This window comes from Paenibacillus sp. FSL H7-0940 (assembly GCF_037979415.1).
Classification (GTDB): Bacteria; Bacillota; Bacilli; order Paenibacillales; family Paenibacillaceae; genus Paenibacillus; species Paenibacillus amylolyticus.
Genome location: NZ_CP150280.1, coordinates 4,816,548 through 4,837,812, shown reverse-complemented (window position 1 = coordinate 4,837,812; position 21,265 = coordinate 4,816,548). Strand labels below are relative to the sequence as shown.

Below are 21,265 nucleotides of genomic sequence, written 5' to 3'. Positions count from 1 at the left end.
CTACATAAGTAATCGGATATATACAGGTGAAAACTGGGAAAAAGCGCGGAAATTTCGCCCGATGTACACGAGGGGAGGACAATAGTACCTTTTGTAAGCGGTAACATGTATTTTTATTCTGTAGTGCGTGAAATCGGTAACGCTTGAAATACCAACTCAGGGTGAGTACAATGTAGGTACACAGTAACCGCTAGGGGATGATGATGAAATGCAGCTGAAAAAGCTAAATGATAAAAGCATTGAACAACTATTCGAGGCTATTTTGACGCTAAAAGATATTGAAGAGTGTTATGTTTTCTTTGATGACCTCTGCACAGTTAACGAGATCCAATCCATGTCCCAGCGGCTGGAAGTGGCTCGTATGTTGGGTAAAGGCAATACGTATAACCAGATTGAAGCAGAGACAGGTGCGAGTACAGCTACAATTTCACGTGTGAAACGCTGCCTGAATTACGGTAATGATGGTTATAAAATGACGCTGGAACGCCTGGGACGCTAACATGAAGAAGCCGGGTGTACTCATCATCAGTCACGGTTCACAGGAGCAGACCTGGGTGGAATCCGTCGATGACGCGATCTCCCGGTTGAATCTGCCTGTTCCATTACCGGTTGAAGCCGGTTTTCTTGAACTTGTGGAAGGACGCCTGATCCAGGACGGTATCGACCGACTGGAAGCACAAGGCGTAACCGATATTCTGGTTGTACCTCTATTTGTTTCGTCCGGGAGTACACATGTGGATGAAATTGAATATGCCATTGGTGCAAAGGAAACACCTGATCGCGAAACGGATCTGGAACCGTTCGATGTGAAGGCTCGGGTTCACTTCGGTTATCCGGTGGATAACGATCCGGATATTGCCGTGATGGTGTGGGACAAAGTCCGATTACTGTCGCAGCAACCGGAGGAAGAAACGATTCTGCTGGTAGGCCATGGGAGTATTCATGATGGTTTTCGCGAGCGTTGGGAAGCTGGAATTTCTTCCCTTGCAGAGCGTGTGCAGGAAGTTAGTGGTGTAGCCCATACGGATTATGCATTGCTGAATCCGGAGAGTGTGTACGACAAAGTGAAGTACTGGAGCGAAGAGCGGGGGAACCGAGTCATTGTGGCGCCGCTGTTTTTGAGTGCCGGTTATTTCACGAGGAACGTTATCCCAGGTCGGCTGCAAGAACTGAACTATGTGTACAGCGGTGAAACACTGTTGCCACATCCATTGCTCGGGCAGTGGCTGGAGCATCAGATCCAGATTTTGCTGGAGAGATGTAATGAAGTTAAAGCTTCTTCTTGAAGTGATTGCTTTGGCATAGGTGTGTAATCACATCGCTCGCAGTAATGTCGCATCAATTGATTTGAACTCCATAGCTTCATAAACAATTAAACCACGTCGAAGGACGTGGTTTTTGTTTGTTGTAGATCACTTGAAAGAGATTGGGTTATCCATTAATGGGTGCGTGCAATTGCAGATGTAGCTCCAGTAAATTTATTAATTGGTCAACGATCTCCTCGGCCGGATAAGGCATGGAATTCATAATCCACCACTCCAGGAGGCCCACAGCAGCGGAAGCAAGAAACTGTATGGTAATCTCTTTTTTCATACCTTCCTGGATTCCACAAGCATCCATTTGATCCTGTACTCCCTGGACCAACAATGTCATCAACTTACTACGGAACGCTGGAATACCTTTTTTAGTTAGAAGTGTGGTATAGGTAGAGGCATGCTGTTCCAGATAACTGAAGGTTCGGAGCAGCGCATCCTTGGCCGTAACGGGTGTTGTAGTAGGGCTTTCGATCATACAGGCATCCAACAACCGCTGCAAATAGGTCTCAATGCATTGATCCAACAGGTCGAACTTGTCAGCATAATGCAAATAGATGGTTCCTCGGTTTATATTAGCCCGATCTGCAATATCGTTTATCGTAATTTGCTCGAATTCCTGTTCCTCCAGTAACCCCACAAAAGCTTCAATTATCGCCTTTCGTGTCTTGAGTACTCGTCTGTCCATGGCCCCTCCTATGATGGTTTTCAACAATAAGGAATCATTCGTTGATTATTCAACAAAAACGGATATTTTAACGATTGAAGCACAGTAGGTGCTTTGTTAATCTTATTTTATCAACAAATGTTCATAAAGCAACGAATATTGATAAAATATGAAATTGAGGGATAACCAATGAAGATATTAGTTTATGGTGCGGGGGTTTTGGGCAGTCAACTGGCGCATGTTCTGGTGCGCGGCGGCAATGAAGTCACCATTCTGGCCAGAGGGAAGCGGGCAGAGGAGCTGGAGAAGGATGGAATCGTCATCCGGCATTTTTTTCAATTCAAAACGACAGTTGATCAGGTTCGGGTAGCCAGAACGTTGGAAGTGGATGACGAATATGATCTGATTTTTGTTGTCATGAAGTATAACGATTTTTCTTCAGTGTTACCTATTCTGGCAGACAATCAGAGCAGCAATATTGTGATTGTGGGAAACAACGCAGATGCACGAAGCATGCAAAACTTTTTGGAGGAAAACAGCAGGGTAGCAAAACAGGTCGCGTTTGGATTCCATGTGAGTGCAGGGAAGCGGGAAAAGGACCGCATGTTATCGGTCGGTGGAGGCAGCGGACAAATGGTAATCGGCAGTCTGGACGGAGAGATAGGATTTAAACCTTTACTGGACCAAGCTTTCCAACATGTGAAATACAAGTTAAATGTTCTGAGCGATATTGATGCCTGGTTGAAAAGCCATATCATCCCCATTCTGATGCTTAATGCGGTGAGCTTTAATGAGGAGAGTGAGTTGATCAAGTTGGACGGGAACAGAAAGCAAATCCAACATATGATTGGGGCGATGGATGAAGGCTTTAGCGTACTTGAGGCTATGGGCATAACGATTATACCGGAGATTCAGGCTAAAATGATCCGCAAGCATCAACGGATGTTGTACCTTCTGTTGAAGATCTATAGCATGCTTCCGGTTCATAAGCTGGTCGCAGGTTCTTTTGGAGAGATTGAGGCATTAAATAATGCATTTACCGATTGGAAAAAGACAACAGGCATCCCAACTCCCCATTGGGACGTGCTGAAAAGAGATTTTACTATCCTTAAATGAAGTGTTGCTCATTAACCCAATACCGACTACAATAAAACCAACTAATAAAATGGGGATAAGGAGATATACAGATGCGGGAAGTGCCCATGCGTTATGTGAAAGCAAATCAGGTCGGTATTGTATTGTTTGTTTTACTCTCGTTTGTGTTCAATCCAATTGTAGTTCTGGGAGCGCTCTGGAGCATTCAGGTGGTTGGTCTGGCTTCCAGTGGCAAGCTTAATCTGTTTGTGCAGATTGGGAAAGCTGTGTTGACTGGTAAAGGTACAGAGACGCAGGCGGTGGAGCTGCAGCGATTCAACAATATTCTGGCCGTGCTCTTCCTGTCTCTGGCACTCATCTCGTTCTCGCTTGGCTGGGTAGCCGCAGGTTATGTATTCTCCGTCATGCTTCTCGCGGCTGCAAGCGCGGCGCTGCTGGGTTATTGTGTAGGCTGCACCGTCTATTTCTGGTATAAACAGCTGCGTGCAGGCAGAAAAATCGGATTTTGAAGTTGGTTGAAGAAGTGATACAGGTATCCGGGATACTACAATAACTTCATAATGAAATCCCCCTCAAGTGAGCTGCCACTTGAAGGGGATTTTTTTATCTGAACCAGGCCTTATTTAAATTGTTGGTAAAATTGTTATCGTTGAAAGGCACGTTGGCGCTACCGAAGTTTGTCGTGTTGAGTGCATTTCGTGCCGCAGAAGTCAGATCGTCCCATCCGATCAAAGGCTGAGTTCCACCCACAGCATTAGTAACGCCAAGCTCATGGTTCAGCGGCCAGGTACTATTGTAGGAAATCAACGGATGGTTACCTTGTGTATTGTTATTGTTCGGTGTAACTTTTGTAAACTGGCCGTGACCGGAATATGCGATAGAGAGGATTTTGGAATTGGCAGCTGCCGGATTATCGACCCACACGACGATTCCTTCCCAATCATGACGATGGCCGAGTCCAGAGGAAGGGGAGTCTTTGGGGAAATACCACGAATACATGATAGCCCACACCCCATTGTGCCATGTGGAGCGGGAGTAGATCTGCCCTGTACTTGAGCTACAGTTCCCATTCGATGACCCGGACGTATTCAAGCCAGCACTGGTATTGCCCTGTTGATCCACTGCGGGAAAAGGCACACAACCATGATAGACCTTCAAAAACGGCTGAAAACGCTTGGCTGCTTGTTGCATTACGGTGACTGGTGAGACTTCCTGAAATCCGACAACCTGATCATGATTGATTTCTGCTGCTTCAACAACGGTGACCCAAGGAATACATGCCATAAGCGAAACCATGAGCATTAACACGATTTTTTTCATTTACAATTCTCCTTCAAGGGTATGATGTGGTGCTAAGTCGAGGGTTCACTAAAACTATATTGGAAAAAGGTTTATGTTATTTATCTTTTCATCTTAAGATTTGTAAATTTGTAGCATATCTATGTCATAATCATATGTAGATCATCGAAATCGAAGACTAATTCCTGCCTAAGCGGGCAGAATGGTTGATTAATGAGACTATTTTACATAAAAGGTAGTGGGGAAGATTCAGGATCGGTGCGTGAGGTTTATTGGGTAATAGGCAGATTAGTGGGTATTTATATGTTAAAATATACTTATACATTACAGGCTAGGACATCTTTACATTTGATGATATGATAGGAGTTAAAGGCTTTGGAATGAGACGGAATTCCTGATGCATAGATATAGGTAAGTCGAAAGATTAGAGCAGAATGAACGCAAGTTCATTATTGTGTAAAAAATATGCCCTTTTGTGGACTGATGCAACGTAAGAATATGAGGTCGTTTAGACTCATGGATAATGTGGAATAGGTGGCGTATGAGATGAAAAAAGCTCGCTTAATATATAATCCGACCTCAGGCCGGGAAGAAATGAAGAAACGTCTGGCTGATATTTTGCAGCGTTTGGATCAAGGTGGTATTGAAGCTTCATGTCACGCAACAACGGGTGAAGGTGACGCAACCCGGGAAGCTGAACTGGCAATTGAACGCGGATATGACATGATTATTGCTGCTGGTGGCGATGGCACGTTGTATGAAGTTATCAATGGTATGGCTGAGCGGGAGAATCGTCCTCCGCTGGGTGTGTTCCCTTTGGGAACAACGAATGATTTTGCACGTGCACTCGGCATTCCGAGACAGTGGGAGGATTACGTGGATCTGGTCATTAACCAGCATCTTCGTCCGCTCGATCTAGGCAAAGCGAATGATAAATATTTTATCAACATCGCCGGTGGCGGATCACTGACTGAACTGACCTATGAAGTACCGAGTCGTCTGAAAACGATGATTGGGCAACTGGCCTATTACATGAAGGGTATTGAGAAAATGGCGAGCCTGTCTCCTCAGGAGCTGATTATTCGCGCCGACGGTCAGGAAGAGATCCATGATGAATTCATGTTATTCCTCATCGCCAATACCAATTCGGTCGGGGGATTTGAGAAGTTGGCTCCAGGTGCAACCATCGATGATGGTCTGTTCGATGTGATCGGTGTCCGCAAATGTAATCTGGCCGATATGATTCGCCTCGTAACGCTCGCGCTGCGTGGGGAGCATCTGAACGACAAGAAAGTGGTTCATTTCCAGACGAGTCATATGGAAGTTACGTCCCCGGGATATGTACAATTGAACCTCGATGGAGAGTTGGGCGGTACATTGCCAGCTACCTTTACGAATTTGCGTCATCATCTGATGTTGTATCGTTAAACTTGGCACTTGGCGGAGAATGTGGTCGCTTGCGGAAAGCGTTAATGCCGCAGTGGTTGTTGTATAGCATCGCACAAGTGGTGAGGAGAGTTGGATTCAGCTCTGCCGTAAGGCGTGATGGAAGTGTATTTTCCAGTTGCTGTGTACAGTGGGATCGCGTATAATCTCATGTGGTCACTATGCGTTGAGCTGATACAGGGCAGATTGTGGTGATTGAGTGAACGTGAACAGTGAATATTGAATATTGAATAGTGAAGGTTAAAAGAGCTGGTCTAGTTCAATGGTACTGCGATGTGGTACACCGTGCTGAATGTAACAGTTTGGTCGAATGCCGGCTGGCTGCTAACGAACTCAGAAAGCCTTAATGTGGCGAAATCGCCGAAGTTGTGAATCTAACGAATCTCAACGTCGTTATTTTGGAGAAAATGACCGAAAAAGGTTGGAAAACACCATCCGAAGATGATATAACGTTTCTGAAGTTCATTAGAAATTCGGAACGTTATTTTTTGATGTGATACTATATAAGAAGAAAGAAGTGAATGTACGTTGTCTAATACGAACCGCAGCGGTCGTGGAAAAAACCGCCGGAATTCGGCTGCCTCTCAGGGGCAAGGGAACGCTTCAGCGTCCCGTCAGCCAAGTCAATCATCTCGTCCATCTACACGTCAGCAGGGAAAAGAGGTGCGGCCACAAGGCGCATCTCTTTCTGCCGTTCGTCCAAAGGGAAGAACACGTGAATCTGCACCAATCGAAGGACTGCCCGTTAGCAAAAATGAAGAGACCGTCATCGACATCATTGGCATGAACCATGACGGTGAGGGTGTAGGTCGTGCGAATGGATACACGCTCTTTGTGCAGGGTGCGCTTCCAGGTGAAACCGTGCGTGTGCGCGTGATGAAAACCAAGAAGCAGTATGGCTACGCCAAATTGCTGGAGATTGTGAAAGCAAGCCCGGATCGTGTGTCCGCGCCTTGCCCGATCTACGATCAGTGCGGCGGCTGCCAGATCCAGCATATGAGTTATGCCGGACAGCTTGCGTGGAAACGCCAGTTGGTGGTCGATAATTTGGAGCGGATTGGCAAGTTGAACGTGATGGTGGAGGATGCAGAAGATACAGAACACGCGATTCGCGTACTGCCTACGATGGGTATGGACGAGCCGTGGCGATATCGGAACAAGGCACAGGTGCCCATTGGAGCTGCCGAGGGTGGTTTGGTAGGTGGTTTTTACGCTAAAGGAAGTCACCGGATCATTGATATGGAGAGCTGTCTCATTCAGCATGAGCATAATGACGAAGTGGTTGCGAAGGTTAAGGAGATCGGCAGTCATTTTGGTATTAGCGCCTATAACGAAGAGACAGGTCGCGGCTTGCTACGTCACGTGGTTGTGAAGAAGGCATTCCGTACTGGCGAGATGATGCTCGTACTGGTCACGAATGGTCGAGACATTCCGTACAAAGACGAATGGATTGGCAGTATCCGTGAAGCGATTCCGCATGTGGCAAGCATCTGCCAGAACGTGAACAAGAAACAGACCAACGTCATCTTTGGCGATGAGACCCGCGTCCTGTGGGGCCGTGATGTAATTTATGATTATATCGGTGATGTTCAGTTTGCGATCTCGGCTCGTTCGTTCTATCAGGTGAATCCAGTGCAGACGGAAGTACTGTATGGGAAAACGGTAGAGTACGCAGGACTGAGCGGCAAAGAAACTGTAATTGATGCTTATTGCGGCATCGGAACGATCTCTCTTTTCCTCGCGCAACATGCGGATCAGGTGTACGGGGTAGAGATCGTGCCCGAAGCGATTGAGGATGCGCGTAGCAATGCTCTATTGAACGAGATGCGCAACGTCAAGTTCCAAGTTGGTGCCTCTGAGGACGTCATCCCGCGCTGGAAAGAACAAGGCATCGAAGCTGACGTCATCGTTGTCGACCCACCACGGAAAGGCTGCGACCCGCGTTTGCTCGATACCATCCTGGAGATGAAGCCGGAACGCGTGGTTTACGTGAGTTGTAATCCGAGTACGCTGGCACGTGATCTTCGTGTGTTGGAAGATGGCGGCTATCGCACCGTGGAGGTAACGCCGGTGGATATGTTCCCGCATACGGTGCATGTGGAATCAGTGGCGATGTTAAAATGGAAGGGGCAGGATTAATTCCTACGCCTCTCGTTGTTCCAACTTCCTTATGGATTGAGGACGGGAAATATGTAATGTATGGCTTTGATTGAACCGTCTTTAATAACTTCAATTTTTTGAATAAGTCTTTGAAGTGCCTGCTTAAAGACTTGTTGACCTTCAATTTGAAGTTTGGTGAAGCGGGATAATTGCTTTATATAGGCACGGAGTTGTTCTTCCGTGTCTTTTTTTGTACCTATAATACAGATAGAGGTGAAATTTCTTGAACTATAGGGGCATAGATCTCATCCAGTAGAAGATTCTTATCATCACGCTTGTAGCCAAATGTGGGTAGAGAAGCCTTGTAGGGCGGTTCGTGAAAATATCATCTTCATGTGGCTCGCCGCTGGCCAACTGCCAGACTTTCGTACCAGTAACCTCTTTCCGAACGGATGAAAGAGGTTACTGGAAACCGTGTTTACCCATGTGCTAGAGTTATAACTGATTTCGATTGGACGTCAAAGCGAGGCAAACTTCATTAACTCAGCTTTGTACGCTGATACACGTGATTCTGTATCGTGTTCGTGAGCGATTCCAGTTTGAAGTCGAGCCGTTCTCCTTATCAATATCTCCGCTCGTCTGTTTCCTCGTAAGCTTAACAGTCCCTAGACGAAAACACTTCGACATTGTGGTTATGAAGCATTCTGACAATGTTTATTGTATTAAGCGTATTCTTTATGACTGGAATGGTTGCGTTAACTATATTTTCCCTTAACCATACACATTTTGAAACAATCACAAATGAGAGAAACAACCAGATGACGAATGGAATTCCAGAGGGCATCAACGGGCTTTTTCAAAAATGTTGACAATTGGTATATTTGTAATTATATTAAATATATCGGGCGCTTGGTGCTGTAAATCTACTAGTGTAAACGCTACCAAGAAAGCCTTTACGCAGTATAGTTCGATCCCGTCGAGGAAGAAAATGGAGAGTTGATTGGGGGCTTACTCCCAGTTGTATATACACTCTGTCCATTTACGAGTGACATTCATCGTAGTTTTGTAGAGCATTTTCAGCAACGCTTCATTGCTTGGGAAAATGCTTTTTTCTTTAGGTTTTGCGATGTTGACGATGGTAACCCTCAATTATTTCCGTCGTTGTACTCTTCGCGTCAAGCTTTTTATGTCCTGCATCGTGTCATACTCCGCCTCCAGCATGAATTGCAGAATCTCTGCATACAACTATGCAAACAACTCTTTCAGTGCAAATTCACCTTGTACATCGTTATGAACTTTTTTTTCTTCAAATCACTTTCACTTGCTCATCACGTATACTATCCTCTTTAATCAGCCTTTCTAAAGATTATCTAACGGGGGAATATGATGTCTAAATCAATAGAATCTATCTTGAGAGATGAAATTTTTGCTGAGCTGGACATCGAGTATCCGGAAGGCCACGATACCCGTTTGTTGGACCAAGGGATCGATTCAGTAGGCTTCATCAAGCTTATTGTTTTAATGGAATCGAAGTTTAACATCTCGATCCCTGATGAAGATCTGTTATTTGAGAAGTTCTCCACGGCTGGATTAATCCTTAATTATTTGACTGTGAAAACGCTATGATGACTATCATTCAGCGTCTATTTCTGGAGGCCTCTGATCGCCAAGATCATATTATCCTTGAAGATCTAAAGCAGCAATGGACTTACGCAGAAGTGATGACAGAAGCTTACTTGATTTCTTTATATATCCACAAGAATTTTGAACTTGAGTCCGGAAGTCATCTTGCATTATACACAAATAATGAGCCCTTGTTCATTTTTGCGGCGCTGGGCATTCAATTCTGCGGTTATGTGTTAGTACCGGTTCCTTATTCGGCGTCCAATACTGAAATTGAAAATATTTTAAATGCCAGTGACGCCAAATTGGTTATCAGCAAATCTGCACAGCCAGCGCATTTAAATTGCGACATACCTTGGGTTACCGCTCAGGATTTATCGCAAGAACCAATGCCTTCGTTCGAATCGATCTCGTTAACCAATCAGTCCGATCCCAATCAATGTGCGATTCTCCTTCCTACATCGGGCACAACCGGAAAATCTAAAATCGTTATGTTATCCCATTGGAATGTATTAACGAATGCGTTGGCACATGGCGGAAAGGTGGGGTATACAGAACAAGATTCGTTTCTTGTAACGATGCCCGTTCATTTCAGTTCTACGATTGTCACGCAATTGATTTCTTGTATGTTATATGGAACCCGAATTAAACTTATCAGCTTGCCCTTGCTGCCGCGCACAGCGTTTAAACTGTTTCAGAATAAGGCGGTCACGGGATTCTCAGCGGTGCCTACGCAATTGATGCACTTTGTTTCCGATTTCCATCAGACAAAGAACTGGAGTGCCTTTGATTCCATTGAATTTATTGTAATTAGCGGTGCGGCGATTCCCGCGAAATTAGTAGACCATCTTCAGACTGTATTTCCTCACGCGGACATTATTCAAACCTATGGATTGACCGAAGCTTCTCCGCGGGTGACCATGATGGAACGGGGAGAGCGCTACTTATCCTGTGGATCACCCATAAATGACGTTTCTATTCGTCTTGTTGACGAAGAAGAGAATGAGGTAGAAGGAGCTGCTATCGGAGAAATTTGGGTCAAGGGCCCGAATGTGATGCTCGGTTATTACAAAAACCCGGAGTTAACGAACGCTACCATTGTTGAGGGTTGGTTAAAGACAGGAGATTTGGGATATTGGAATGAATCAGGGTGTCTTATACTCACAGGCCGAAAGAAGAATATCATTATATCCGGCGGTATCAATATCTATCCGGAAGAAATCGAGGAATTTTTGTACGGCTTGAAAGAAGTGGAGGAGGTCATGGTTGTTGGTGTACACGATGATCTGTTAGGCGAAGTGCCTATCGCATTTCTGAAAGTTTTTAATGAATGCCTGGTTGATATAGATGCACTGACACGACATTGCAACTTGCATTTGTCAACGTATAAAGTGCCTAGACAATGGAGGATTATCGATAACATTCCAAAAACAAAAACAGGAAAACTGGACAGGGTAAGCACGAAGCGCTTATTGCTAAATGAGATATACTGATTCGAAATCCTTAAGCTATTTAACCAGATAACGAGGGGTGAACGAAAGGTTGAAGAATTCAACTCAAACGTTAGGCAGAAAAATATTGCCGGTCAGTTATCCGATGATTACAACATATACGCAACATGCTCATCTCTTGTCCATACTTACCCATTACGAGTGCGCACACCCATGGATATTTAGCAATTATATTCAATTATTTATTAACAAAGATTATAAACACCATTGGGGAGATTTTTATTTCCCTCTGACTTATGAGCTGCGGCCTTCGGATGCGTGCAAATGGATTACTACTCAAAAGATACATAGAGATACTGTAACAACTAAATGGGACTCTGTTATTCATTTTATTATAGAAAATATTAATGCTAATAACTATGTCCACACCATGGTCAATTATTTCTACGTGCCCCTAAGCGATCGCTATAATAGACTTCAATTGCATCATGACATATTTGTTTACGGCTATGATTTGGATAGAGAGATGTTGTATGTTTCCGATTTTTTTAAGAACGGGGTGTATAGTCAGGCTGAGATATCATTTACTGATTTCAATCTTGCGTTCGACACGAATCATCTAACAACCAATCATGATTATCTTAGAAAAATGGTTTATCTGTATAGATTCAATGATCAATATCAGGATAAATTCAGTGCAGATACCCTAGTGAATTCTATAAGAAATTATTTCACTAAGCAAACGCCGGAGTATTGGCAGATGTTCAACTATGGGGGCGACAGGGATAATCTTGACTTCGGCATGCAAATATACACAACTCTATTTAATTATGTGAAAGAGACATTGGAAAATAAGGCTATGCTTGATATAAGACCCTTTCATTTAATTTATGATCATAAGAAGATAATGACGCTAAGATTCAAGTACTTGTACGATAATCAGCATTTAATTGAATTAAATCAAGAGCATATAGATGAATTCACAGCTATTGAACTTCAGGCAAAGATCCTTGTGAATCTAGCGATTAAATATAATTTGACAAAGGATACGAGTATTTCCGAAAGCTTACAAACGCTGATTACGAATATAGAAAATGAAGAATCCATATTCCTTGAACGATGGCTGAAGAAGGTAGTTATTCAGTAATGTTGAGGGAGCAGATGATGTCAGTTGTGGATATCTCTTCTTGCACCCGAATAGAAGCTTTAGCGCGAAGCCCGTGGTGATCCGGGCATATTTATGGAAGGAGTGATGCCGGGATTATAATCGTTGGGAGACAGCGTGTTGAGTAAGCCAAACCGTTGCTCTTGTATTAAAGATTCCGTTTGCTGACAGCCTATTGCCTTCTTGTCTTTCAACGATCCGCATTGCTTCAAGCGCTTTTTTCCGGCACAACCACAGCGAATCCACTCACCTCAAGAATCTCTCCTGGTATTTGACCCAACATCTTGTGATTCATGCATAGAACCATATCTGTTCGATTGAATTAATAGTGGTTTCACAAACCTTAAGCAAGGGGGGGGATCATAATATTCATTGTATTAACAGGAGTCGCAGGCTTCATCGGTTCCAACCTTGCCGAGAGGCTGCTGCGGGAAGGCCATACCGTTATCGGCGTCGATAATTTTCTGACCGGGTCTACTGTCAACATAGACAATCTCTTACGGTCGCCCAATTTCAAGTTTATCGAGCATGACGTCATTTATCCGCTCGCAATTGAAGGCCCTGTCGATTGGGTGATGCATTTTGCCAGTCCTGCCAGTCCGCCCAAATATTTGTCCTATCCGATCGAAACGATGAGGGTCAACAGCGAAGGGACGATGCATCTGCTGTATCTGGCCAAAGAAAAGCAGGCTGCTTTCTTCTTGGCTTCAACAAGCGAGATCTACGGTAACCCAACTGTTCACCCTCAGCCGGAAAGCTACTATGGCAACGTGAATTCGGTTGGAGCAAGAAGCTGCTACAACGAAGCGAAGCGGTATGCAGAGGCGATCACCTACTGGATGAACAGGAAATACGGTATACCGGTAAGGGTCATTCGGATCTTCAATACATTCGGCCCGAAGATGGATTTAAATGACGGACGCGTCATTACCAATTTCATTAATGAAATCATGTCCAAGCAAAACCTTACGATTTATGGCGACGGCAGACAGACGAGAAGCTTTCAGTATATCGACGATTTGCTGGAAGGGATTGTGAGACTGCTGAGCACCACGTATGAACAGCCAGTCAATTTGGGGAATCCGGAGGAAGTCACCATACTTGAAGTCGCCCAAATATTGAAGGAGCTAATGAAGTCCAACGCGCAGTTAGAGTTTCTCCCGCTGCCGGAAGACGATCCAAGGAGAAGGAAGCCGGATATTACCATTTCAAGGACGATTATGGACTGGGAACCGGCGATCAGTTTGCATGATGCACTCGCTAGAACGATCCATTATTACCAGGGTCAATATATCCATTAAACGGGAGGTACCTATGCAAGAACAGATCATAGCGTTGATATGCGAAATCAAGGAAGACGCCCAACTGGCAAACAGTTTGAACGAGCATTCGAACATCATGGAAGACGGGGGATTGGACTCTTTACAGCTAATTACTTTTGTACTACAGGTGGAAGAGCGTTTCGGTATTGAAATCGATTTTGAACAATTCGACTTCAATCTTATGGAGTCGGTAACGACCTTCTGCAATTATATCTCGGAGCTGCAGAAAACAGCGCCTGTATGAACGATAGACGCAAGTTCGAGCTCATTATCGGGACATTTGACGCGGAACGCTTCTGGCGCGACCCTAATCTAGCCAAACTGCCGTCGTTTCACGATCCTGAAATGGAGAATATCGTGATGGCCATGGATGAGCTGCTCTTCCCATTTTGCGAGGCGCAGGATAAGCTCATTACTCGCTATCGAATGAACGTTTGCCATAAAGCGTATTTGCATGAGATCGGATTTAAATTTCTTTCCAATTCAACCGATCTCGAGAGTCCTGATGTAGGAAGCGTAGGCAGAACCGCCAATATATTCGACCTGCTCACATCAGCCGATCGAATGGGTGACATGGATCTCTACTTGCTGGACGGCGCCCAGTTGTCCCCCTTTGCCGTCATTCCGGGGGTGGATCGTACTGCAGCGCGTTACGGGCTGGAACAGGATTTTCCAGCTATCGAAACGGTTCAGACTGTCAATTCGAAGCTGTATTCAACCGAATTGAACCGTCGCCTTGATCTTCGGTGTGACAGCCAGACGGTCTATTCTCCCGAAGAGCTGCTGGCAAGCGGCTTGACTTTGCTGAATCAAGGCCCCTTCCTGATCAAAGATGAGTTTGGGGTATCCGGGAAAGGGAATTTGCTGATCGAGTCGGAAGCGATTTTGCAGCGAGTCACATCCTATGTCGCCGATCAGTGCAGCAAGGGAAAAACGGTTCGGTTTATTATTGAGCCGTTCCTCCGCAAGGAATTGGATTTTTCTTGCCAATTCCACATCGATCCGGACGGCACTTACCGACATATCTCAGTGCAGCAGTTGGTCAATCACAATTTCGCTTACCAAGGCTCCTATACAGCAGACGATAGGTTGCTTCATATGCTGCAGGAAGCGAAGTATTTTGATGTAATGAAACGGGCGGCTCGCGAGCTTTATCGGTCGGGTTATCACGGCGACGTATGCGTCGATTCTATGCTGTTGACAGACGGCCGCATCGTTCCGATTGTTGAGGTGAATGCAAGAAGATCGATGAGTCTGATCAAGCATTACGTTGACCGCTACCTGAAGAAGCACGACACGGCCGGGAGCATGACACATGCGACTTTACAGTTTGCATGCGATGTATCATTCGATCAATTGCTTGAATCGCTGGACCGCGAGGGTGTTCTATATAAGCCTGATCGAGGATTCGGTATTTTACCTTTAAGCGCGAATACGCTCTTTATTAACAAAGTCGTCAGCGAGTGCAAGGGGATCCGGAATAAGCAGGTGAAAGGCAGATTATATTATTCGTTGATCGAAGGGGAATGGGATAACGAACGATTGACCACTAAGGTTAATGAGGTGCTGTCGTCGTTATCCTTCAAGATCGCCCGCTGATGCAGTCCGAAGCGCTTGAAGCCATGAATGGAGGAAGAAATTTTATGGGTGAGCGGAAAGTGACGATTCTATGCTCGGGTTTCGGTCTGGGTTTCTATATTCCCGGCCTGTTAGCTGCAAGTGATTTCGAGAAAAGGGATATCGCGACGGAAGTGCTCGTGTTCGAAAGCTATTTGGAGCAAGACAAGATGGATCATATTGTAGACAGCAGAAAGGCTTACCACAATAATTTCGCACTTGCCAATTTATCGGCCCGAATGCCGATGGATATCCGGGGCAGCATTGATTATGCCCAGGTCGAGCTATTGCTGGAGGCGTGGAAAGCGGAAGAGCGGTACGAATTCATATCGTTATCCGGACACTGGATCTATATTCTGGATTTGTATAGGGAGAAGATGCTGCCGAATCAAATTCATGTAGACCTGCTCTACGTCGATTCAGATCTGGCCCCGTCTTGGAAGAGCTTGAAGAAGTTTCATCCTAGCTATGACGAGTATTATTACAATGCTTGTCTCTATGACACCGACAAGATGGAGATTCGATGCGAAATCCCGGTTCTTCATCGTACGGCACTGCCCTTCGACTCAAGGAAGCGGCGGCTTGTTGTTCATGGCGGCGGCTGGGGGATGGGCACTTATCAAAGTACAATTCCAGAGCTTGCCTCCCATAACTATGGGCTTGATATCGTAGCTTACGATTGGAAGGAAGCGAAGCCCGATCCCGATCACCGATATTGGATGAATGATCCGGAATGGTGTGCATGGGTGAAGAGTGCGAACGGCCTGCACGAGTTTCCGCCATACATCGAAATAACGGGAGAAGACACGAAGTCATACGCCGCTGAGGTTGATCATCATTGGTTATTCGATATCGCTTCGGAGGCGATGGCTATCGTGGCCAAGCCGGGAGCGGGCACATTAATCGACTCGCTTGCATCCGAAACCCCTCTTATTCTGCTGGAGCCGTTCGGAAGTCACGAGCTTAGCAATTTGGAATTGTGGGAATCACTGGGGTTCGGAATACGCTACGAGAAGTGGCGGGAGATGGATTTTTCCGTAGAGGTCCTTAGGGAGATGCATCAAGCGATCATGAACAGACCCAGAGAACGGACGAATTATGTGGATCATTATTGTGCGAGAGTCGCGTTAACGAAGGGGTAAGATTTCAATGGCAGAAGGGGTTATGCGATGAGCGTAAACAAATTGAGTGTCGCCCAAGATAAGACAAAGACAAGCTATCCGAGATGGATCGTCATGCAGCTGTTGGAGGAGTGTAATTTACGATGCAAGATGTGCTATGAGTGGGGACTCGAAGGGCCCTACAAAAGCAAAAAAACGTTAGCGCATCTGGATCCGGATCTCATTAAAAAGATCATCGTCGAGTGCAGCCCGGGCAAGCCGTATTACGATTTCTTCGGCGGCGAGCCGCTGATGTACCCTTGGCTGAGCGACATTCTCGCCATGATCAATCACTATGGAAGTAAAGCGGACTTCCCCACGAACGGCACATTGCTTGAGCAGCATGCCGAGATGCTTGTCGAGACTGCTCCAAATAAGATCTGGATGTCGCTCGACGGCCCTGAGGAAATCAACGATAAGCAGAGAGGCAAAGGCGTATTCAAGAAAGTAATCAAGGGGATCGAGAAGCTTTATGAGCTTCGGGAAAGCAAGGGCAAGCAATTTCCGAAAATGGGTGTATCCTTTATCATTACGCCCTTGAACTATATGTACGTTGAGGAATTTTTCTTTAAGCATATCGACTTGTCAATGTTGGACCATATCAGCATGGAAGTGCAACTCTATGCAACGGAAGAGCAGTATGCCCAATATGTGAAGGTTCTTAGTGACAAATTCGACGTTCATGAAGCTCCTTATGCCAAGGGGATGGTGTGGCGTGACACCAGTTCGTTCAGCCAGATCGATATTCCGGAATTGACGAGACAGCTCAATAATGTTAAAGCGTATTGCTTGAAAAACAGCATCCATGTGATCACCTATCCGAAGACGATAGATGAACAAAATTTGAGCAACTATTTCTCGGGGCAATTCCATCAGATGGCTGATAAACGGAATCGGTGCTCCCTTCCATGGGTTTATGCGGAGATTACGGCAAGGGGCGACGTTTCTCCCTGCCATGCCTTCTATGATCTGACCTTTGGCAACGTGAACGAAGAGAGTTTGCTGGATATCTGGAGTAGTGACAAGTACAAAGATTATCGCGCGTATATGAAAAAAAATATGCTTCCGATTTGTACGGCTTGTTCAAGGTATTATATCTATTGATTCATGTGAATGACCTAATAGGTTTAAGAAGGGTGGTGTTGATATGAATCCGAAATCAGAGATTAAACGTTCCCCAAAGGATTTGCAAATATTGAAACGTACTATCAAGAATACGGTGGAAACCAAGCGGAACATGGAGAAAATAGCGGGTTACGCGACACCGTTGCCAGAGTCGGTCGGGATTAAACTGACGAACCAATGCAACTTGCGCTGCAAGCATTGCTATCAATGGAACGACACAGGCTATCATCACTTTATGACACCGGAGCAGCAGCGGGAACAGCTCGACTACGGGCTGCTGGAGAAGCTGATCCTCGAGACGGAACCAGCCAAGTCGAGACTCTATATCTGGGGCGGCGAGCCGCTCGTATACAGCCATTTCGACCGTTTGGCCGATTTGCTTGAAGCCCATCCTCGCGAGACGACGATCTGCACGAACGCGATGCTGATCGAGCGAAAGCTGGACGCCTTGCTGAGAATCTCCGACAACCTGGAGCTGCTCATTGCACTTGATGGATTCGAAGAAGAGAATGATGCGCTTCGCGGCAAAGGGGTATTCAACAAGGCGATAGATGCTATTCGGATGCTAGTCGAGCTGCGCAAGGAAAACCGATTCAAGGGCAAAATTACGATCCATACCGTCGTTAACGATGCTATGACCGACAAGCTGTACGATCTGTTGGACTTTCTGGAGGGCGTCGGTGTAGATATGGTCATGGTCTGTTTCCCGTGGTACATCTCGGACGAGTGCACGCAGGGAATGGACGATTACTTTGACCAGAAGTTCGACTTCCTTGCGGCGAGCGAGCACAAGGGCGAACGAAGCTGGCACGCCTTTAACTACAAGCTCGATCCGGAGCGTATCCCTGCTTTGATGAGCGAGTTGGACCGGGTGAATAATCGGGTCTGGAAAATGCGTTTACGCTACCAGCCGAATCTGGATTATGACCAGATCGAAGATTTCGTGCTCGGCAAAGAGGTGAAGAGTAAAGGCACGATGAACAAGAAGTGCCTGGCTCTCTCGAACCGGATGGATATTACGCCCGATGGAACGATTGTTGCGTGCAAATTTTTCAAAGAGTTCGAGATCGGCAAATTAAATGAAGCGTCCGTACAGGAATTATGGCACGGCATGACCTACAGAAGGATAAGGGAAATGATGGATGAACGACTGACACCGGCATGTTCCAAGTGCAGTGTCTTGCATTTGCACGGTGTTTAACTATTCTACATGAGCATAAATGAGGTGAACCAGTGAGTATTATCCAAGTGGAACACTTATCCAAAAGCTTCAATTACTACGAAAAAGAATTGGGGTTCAAAAAATCGCTAAAAAATTTAGTGAAGCGGAAATCACTGATCAAAGAAGCGGTTAGCGAGATATCACTTGTAATCGAGCAAGGCGAGATGGTCGGATTCTTAGGCCCGAACGGTTCCGGCAAAACAACTACGCTTAAGATGTTGTCCGGCATCTTGTATCCGACAAGCGGGCAAGCGACGGTATTAGGCTATGTCCCTTGGGAGCGAAAAAAAGATTTCAAGATGCAGTTCTCGATCGTGATGGGGCAGAAATCGCAGTTGTGGTGGGATTTACCGGCGAACGAATCGTTGTACCTGAACAAATGCATTTATGAGGTCGAGGATAAGCCCTACAACCTTGTCCTGGATGAGCTTACGGAGATGCTTGATGTTAAAGATCTGCTCAATATTCAGGTACGTAGGCTTTCGCTGGGGGAACGGATGAAGATGGAGCTAATTGCGTCGCTCATCCACCGGCCTAAGGTGATTTTTCTGGATGAGCCTACAATCGGACTCGATCTGATTTCGCAGAAGCGCATTCGGGAGTTCCTGAAGTATTATAACCAGCAGACGAAAGCAACGGTCATTCTGACAAGCCACTATATGGCGGATATTGAGGATTTATGCAAACGAACAATCATCATCAATCAAGGGAAGATCGTATACGACGGCGATCTTCGGCGTGTGAACGAGCTGTTTCATGCAAAAAAGATCATCAAGCTGCAATTTACGGACGAAGTGCCGAGGCAAGCGCTAAGCGACTATGGCGCTATCATGCAACATGACGGCATGAATGCCGTCATGGAGATCGATAAGCATGACCTTCAGCGGCTTTCCAAGATGATGCTGGACCGGTTCCCGATCCTCGATTTCACAGTTGAAGATATACCTGTCGAGCGAGGCATCGAAAGCTTGTATCAGAAAGATGGGGTCAGACATGAAAGCCTTACAGAAGTATAAAAGGACGTACATCCTAGCGCTTCAGAATGCGATGGAGTATCGGACCGATTTCTTTATGAGTATCATCAGCGGCGGCTTCATCATTCTCGTCCAATGCTTCCTCTGGACGGCCGTGTTTCGCAGTTCGCCGCAAGAGATTATTAATGGCTATACTTATTCACAGATCATCATTTATTCCGTGTTGTCCGGCGTCGTCTCCAAGCTGGTTTCTGCCGGCTTCGAAGGGGAAATCGCGAATGATATCAAGACGGGTGGACTGAGCAAATTTATCGCTCAGCCCATTCATTATTTCAGCTATCGGATATGCAATTTTTTCGGTGGGAAAACGGTCCAGATCGGGGTCGTCCTTGTCTTATTCGTCATACTGATGATCGTTTTTACTCAGATTTGGGGGTTTCAGCTTAGAGGGGTGCAGATCGTTATGTTCCTGGTCAGCATTCTGTTCGGACTGCTCATCAACTTCCTGCTTTTTTATTCGATTAGTGCTCTCGCGTTCATCATTACCGAGGTGTGGGGCGTTTATATCGCGTTCAATCAAGGCGTCTATCTGCTAAGTGGTGCCATCTTTCCGCTTAATATTTTCGGAGATACGTTTGCCAGAATCTCCAGCTATTTACCGTTTCAATATGTCGTATTCTTCCCGGTTAACATCATCAATGGGAGCATGGCGATTCATGAAATCGTGCGCGGACTCCTCTTACAAGCGGTCTGGGTAATTGTGCTTATGATGATTTCGAAGTTGTCGTGGGATTCCGGGATGAGGAAATATGTAGCCGTTGGAGGTTAGATCTGTGAGTATCAGCTTGACGGAGTTTCGGAAGCATGTACGTATGTTCTTTATTTTCGCAAAGAACAGCTTGGTCGGTTACATGGAATACAAAGCGAATTTCTACTCCGGTTTGATCATGGAGACCGTATTTCTGTTTTCCAAACTTATCTATATCTTGTTCGTTTTCCAGCTCGGGATCGAAATCAATGGCATTTCTCCTGACCAGATGTTGATCTTCACGGGGACCTATACGATTATGATCGCAATCTATACAGGACTGTTTATGGATAACTTTTATAGATTCGCCGGCCATATCCGCAACGGGACGCTGGACTTGTATATGACGAAGCCGCTTTCGCTGCAGTTCATGATTTCATTCCGGCACGTTAACTTCGCGTTTCCGATCCCGAACCTGATCGCCGGGATCACGATGATCGTACTGGCTTGGCGGCGTCTTGACATCGAGCCAAGCTTGATCCACGTGGCCGGATATATCGGCGTGATCTTGAGTAGCACGATCGTGACCTATTCGGTGCTTCTACTTCCGCAAATCCTTGCCTTCTGGACGGTGAAGTCCGGTTCGATCTTCGAAATACTCGACAAATGTTGGGATTTAAACAATATGCCGATGTACATATACCCCAAATGGCTGCGGAGAATTGGGCTGTATGTCGTGCCGATCTTGTTCATCACCAACATGCCGTCGGTTTATTTGATTGATCGATTGGACTTGTTCCTTGGGATATGGATTTTTGTAGCTCCCGTTATATCGCTTCTAGTGGTCAGGCTGTTCTGGAAGCTGGCCGTCAAACGCTATGAAAGCGCCAGCAGTTAGAGAAATGCCCTACAAACAAATTGTTGAGAAGGTGAATTGA

General features: G+C 45.7%; 20 protein-coding genes and 1 pseudogene. 18 read left to right on the top strand and 3 right to left on the bottom strand.

Annotated elements, in window-relative coordinates; all coding sequences use genetic code 11:
• Positions 1-208 precede the first annotated feature (208 nt).
• Together MHB71_RS21280 and MHB71_RS21275 are read left to right on the top strand one after the other, a co-directional pair.
• The gene (locus MHB71_RS21280) at positions 209-499 is read left to right on the top strand and encodes a YerC/YecD family TrpR-related protein (protein WP_017690665.1); all 291 of its coding nucleotides are present in this window, start codon (positions 209-211) and stop codon (positions 497-499) included.
• 1 nt (position 500) lies between these two features.
• On the top strand, positions 501-1,286 hold the full coding sequence (locus tag MHB71_RS21275) for a CbiX/SirB N-terminal domain-containing protein (protein ID WP_340027601.1): 786 nt from the start codon (positions 501-503) through the stop codon (positions 1,284-1,286).
• A 145-nt stretch (positions 1,287-1,431) separates the two neighbouring features.
• Here the strand turns inward: MHB71_RS21275 and MHB71_RS21270 are convergent, their stop codons facing one another.
• Positions 1,432-2,001 (bottom strand): TetR/AcrR family transcriptional regulator, encoded by a 570-nt coding sequence (locus MHB71_RS21270; RefSeq protein WP_340027600.1) that lies wholly within the window; start codon positions 1,999-2,001, stop codon positions 1,432-1,434.
• Between the two features lie 168 nt (positions 2,002-2,169).
• Here MHB71_RS21270 and MHB71_RS21265 point away from each other — a divergent pair, with 168 nt between their 5' ends.
• Both MHB71_RS21265 and MHB71_RS21260 read left to right on the top strand, forming a co-directional pair.
• Positions 2,170-3,096: a 2-dehydropantoate 2-reductase N-terminal domain-containing protein gene (locus MHB71_RS21265; protein ID WP_340027599.1), complete on the top strand. Its 927-nt coding sequence runs from the start codon at positions 2,170-2,172 to the stop codon at positions 3,094-3,096.
• Between the two features lie 71 nt (positions 3,097-3,167).
• Positions 3,168-3,584 carry a DUF4395 domain-containing protein gene (locus MHB71_RS21260; protein WP_338590858.1) on the top strand — a complete coding sequence of 139 codons (417 nt, stop codon included), beginning with the start codon at positions 3,168-3,170 and terminating at the stop codon, positions 3,582-3,584.
• 94 nt (positions 3,585-3,678) lie between these two features.
• On the opposite strand, the gene MHB71_RS21255 is transcribed toward MHB71_RS21260, so the two are convergent.
• Complete coding sequence (locus tag MHB71_RS21255) at positions 3,679-4,395, bottom strand: NPP1 family protein (RefSeq protein ID WP_340027597.1); 717 nt, start codon at positions 4,393-4,395, stop codon at positions 3,679-3,681.
• A gap of 525 nt (positions 4,396-4,920) precedes the next feature.
• Between MHB71_RS21255 and MHB71_RS21250 the strand changes: the two genes are divergently transcribed.
• Together MHB71_RS21250 and rlmD are read left to right on the top strand one after the other, a co-directional pair.
• Positions 4,921-5,802, top strand: a complete 882-nt coding sequence (locus tag MHB71_RS21250; protein ID WP_340027595.1) for a diacylglycerol kinase — start codon at positions 4,921-4,923, stop codon at positions 5,800-5,802.
• A 546-nt stretch (positions 5,803-6,348) separates the two neighbouring features.
• Entirely contained in the window at positions 6,349-7,959 is a 1,611-nt protein-coding gene (gene rlmD, locus MHB71_RS21245; RefSeq protein ID WP_340027593.1) for a 23S rRNA (uracil(1939)-C(5))-methyltransferase RlmD, read from the top strand.
• A 969-nt stretch (positions 7,960-8,928) separates the two neighbouring features.
• Here the strand turns inward: rlmD and MHB71_RS21240 are convergent.
• Positions 8,929-9,082 (bottom strand): annotated as a pseudogene (locus tag MHB71_RS21240) (IS256 family transposase); the annotation flags it as partial.
• A gap of 224 nt (positions 9,083-9,306) precedes the next feature.
• On the opposite strand from MHB71_RS21240, the gene MHB71_RS21235 reads away from it, so the two are divergent.
• The 12 genes from MHB71_RS21235 to MHB71_RS21180 all read left to right on the top strand — a co-directional run bounded on the left by MHB71_RS21235 (position 9,307) and on the right by MHB71_RS21180 (position 21,225).
• Positions 9,307-9,546: a phosphopantetheine-binding protein gene (locus MHB71_RS21235; RefSeq protein ID WP_017690656.1), complete on the top strand. Its 240-nt coding sequence runs from the start codon at positions 9,307-9,309 to the stop codon at positions 9,544-9,546.
• On the top strand, positions 9,543-11,036 hold the full coding sequence (locus MHB71_RS21230) for a class I adenylate-forming enzyme family protein (RefSeq protein WP_340027591.1): 1,494 nt from the start codon (positions 9,543-9,545) through the stop codon (positions 11,034-11,036). Before MHB71_RS21235 ends, MHB71_RS21230 begins: the two co-directional genes overlap by 4 nt.
• A 49-nt stretch (positions 11,037-11,085) precedes the next feature.
• The gene (locus MHB71_RS21225) at positions 11,086-12,141 is read left to right on the top strand and encodes a hypothetical protein (protein WP_340027590.1); all 1,056 of its coding nucleotides are present in this window, start codon (positions 11,086-11,088) and stop codon (positions 12,139-12,141) included.
• Positions 12,142-12,518: 377 nt separating this feature from the next.
• Complete coding sequence (locus MHB71_RS21220) at positions 12,519-13,460, top strand: NAD-dependent epimerase/dehydratase family protein (protein ID WP_308737410.1); 942 nt, start codon at positions 12,519-12,521, stop codon at positions 13,458-13,460.
• 13 nt (positions 13,461-13,473) lie between these two features.
• Positions 13,474-13,725, top strand: a complete 252-nt coding sequence (locus tag MHB71_RS21215; RefSeq protein WP_017690652.1) for an acyl carrier protein — start codon at positions 13,474-13,476, stop codon at positions 13,723-13,725.
• On the top strand, positions 13,722-15,080 hold the full coding sequence (locus tag MHB71_RS21210; protein WP_340027589.1) for a hypothetical protein: 1,359 nt from the start codon (positions 13,722-13,724) through the stop codon (positions 15,078-15,080). Before MHB71_RS21215 ends, MHB71_RS21210 begins: the two co-directional genes overlap by 4 nt.
• 44 nt (positions 15,081-15,124) lie before the next feature.
• Positions 15,125-16,240, top strand: coding sequence for a UDP-glucuronosyltransferase (locus tag MHB71_RS21205; protein WP_339285470.1), 1,116 nt, complete (start codon positions 15,125-15,127; stop codon positions 16,238-16,240).
• 27 nt (positions 16,241-16,267) lie between these two features.
• Entirely contained in the window at positions 16,268-17,362 is a 1,095-nt protein-coding gene (locus MHB71_RS21200) for a radical SAM protein (protein ID WP_076320025.1), read from the top strand.
• A 43-nt stretch (positions 17,363-17,405) separates the two neighbouring features.
• Entirely contained in the window at positions 17,406-18,584 is a 1,179-nt protein-coding gene (locus tag MHB71_RS21195) for a radical SAM protein (RefSeq protein ID WP_076320024.1), read from the top strand.
• Between the two features lie 32 nt (positions 18,585-18,616).
• Positions 18,617-19,621 (top strand): ATP-binding cassette domain-containing protein, encoded by a 1,005-nt coding sequence (locus MHB71_RS21190; RefSeq protein WP_340027588.1) that lies wholly within the window; start codon positions 18,617-18,619, stop codon positions 19,619-19,621.
• Positions 19,599-20,408 carry an ABC-2 family transporter protein gene (locus MHB71_RS21185; protein WP_017690646.1) on the top strand — a complete coding sequence of 270 codons (810 nt, stop codon included), beginning with the start codon at positions 19,599-19,601 and terminating at the stop codon, positions 20,406-20,408. The genes MHB71_RS21190 and MHB71_RS21185 overlap by 23 nt, the downstream gene beginning before the upstream one ends.
• 4 nt (positions 20,409-20,412) lie before the next feature.
• Positions 20,413-21,225 (top strand): ABC-2 family transporter protein, encoded by an 813-nt coding sequence (locus MHB71_RS21180; RefSeq protein ID WP_017690645.1) that lies wholly within the window; start codon positions 20,413-20,415, stop codon positions 21,223-21,225.
• Positions 21,226-21,265: the final 40 nt, after the last annotated feature.

Bases quoted from the DNA above. Each gene is read 5' to 3' on its own strand.
- MHB71_RS21195 (WP_076320024.1), top strand. From the start codon at position 17,406: ATGAATCCGAAATCAGAGATTAAACGTTCCCCAAAGGATTTGCAAATA.
- MHB71_RS21270 (WP_340027600.1), bottom strand. From the start codon at position 2,001: ATGGACAGACGAGTACTCAAGACACGAAAGGCGATAATTGAAGCTTTT.
- MHB71_RS21210 (WP_340027589.1), top strand. From the start codon at position 13,722: ATGAACGATAGACGCAAGTTCGAGCTCATTATCGGGACATTTGACGCG.
- MHB71_RS21230 (WP_340027591.1), top strand. From the start codon at position 9,543: ATGATGACTATCATTCAGCGTCTATTTCTGGAGGCCTCTGATCGCCAA.
- MHB71_RS21250 (WP_340027595.1), top strand. From the start codon at position 4,921: ATGAAAAAAGCTCGCTTAATATATAATCCGACCTCAGGCCGGGAAGAA.
- MHB71_RS21215 (WP_017690652.1), top strand. From the start codon at position 13,474: ATGCAAGAACAGATCATAGCGTTGATATGCGAAATCAAGGAAGACGCC.
- MHB71_RS21275 (WP_340027601.1), top strand. From the start codon at position 501: ATGAAGAAGCCGGGTGTACTCATCATCAGTCACGGTTCACAGGAGCAG.
- MHB71_RS21235 (WP_017690656.1), top strand. From the start codon at position 9,307: ATGTCTAAATCAATAGAATCTATCTTGAGAGATGAAATTTTTGCTGAG.
- MHB71_RS21205 (WP_339285470.1), top strand. From the start codon at position 15,125: ATGGGTGAGCGGAAAGTGACGATTCTATGCTCGGGTTTCGGTCTGGGT.
- MHB71_RS21200 (WP_076320025.1), top strand. From the start codon at position 16,268: ATGAGCGTAAACAAATTGAGTGTCGCCCAAGATAAGACAAAGACAAGC.
- MHB71_RS21185 (WP_017690646.1), top strand. From the start codon at position 19,599: ATGAAAGCCTTACAGAAGTATAAAAGGACGTACATCCTAGCGCTTCAG.
- MHB71_RS21265 (WP_340027599.1), top strand. From the start codon at position 2,170: ATGAAGATATTAGTTTATGGTGCGGGGGTTTTGGGCAGTCAACTGGCG.
- MHB71_RS21280 (WP_017690665.1), top strand. From the start codon at position 209: ATGCAGCTGAAAAAGCTAAATGATAAAAGCATTGAACAACTATTCGAG.
- MHB71_RS21260 (WP_338590858.1), top strand. From the start codon at position 3,168: ATGCGGGAAGTGCCCATGCGTTATGTGAAAGCAAATCAGGTCGGTATT.
- MHB71_RS21255 (WP_340027597.1), bottom strand. From the start codon at position 4,395: ATGAAAAAAATCGTGTTAATGCTCATGGTTTCGCTTATGGCATGTATT.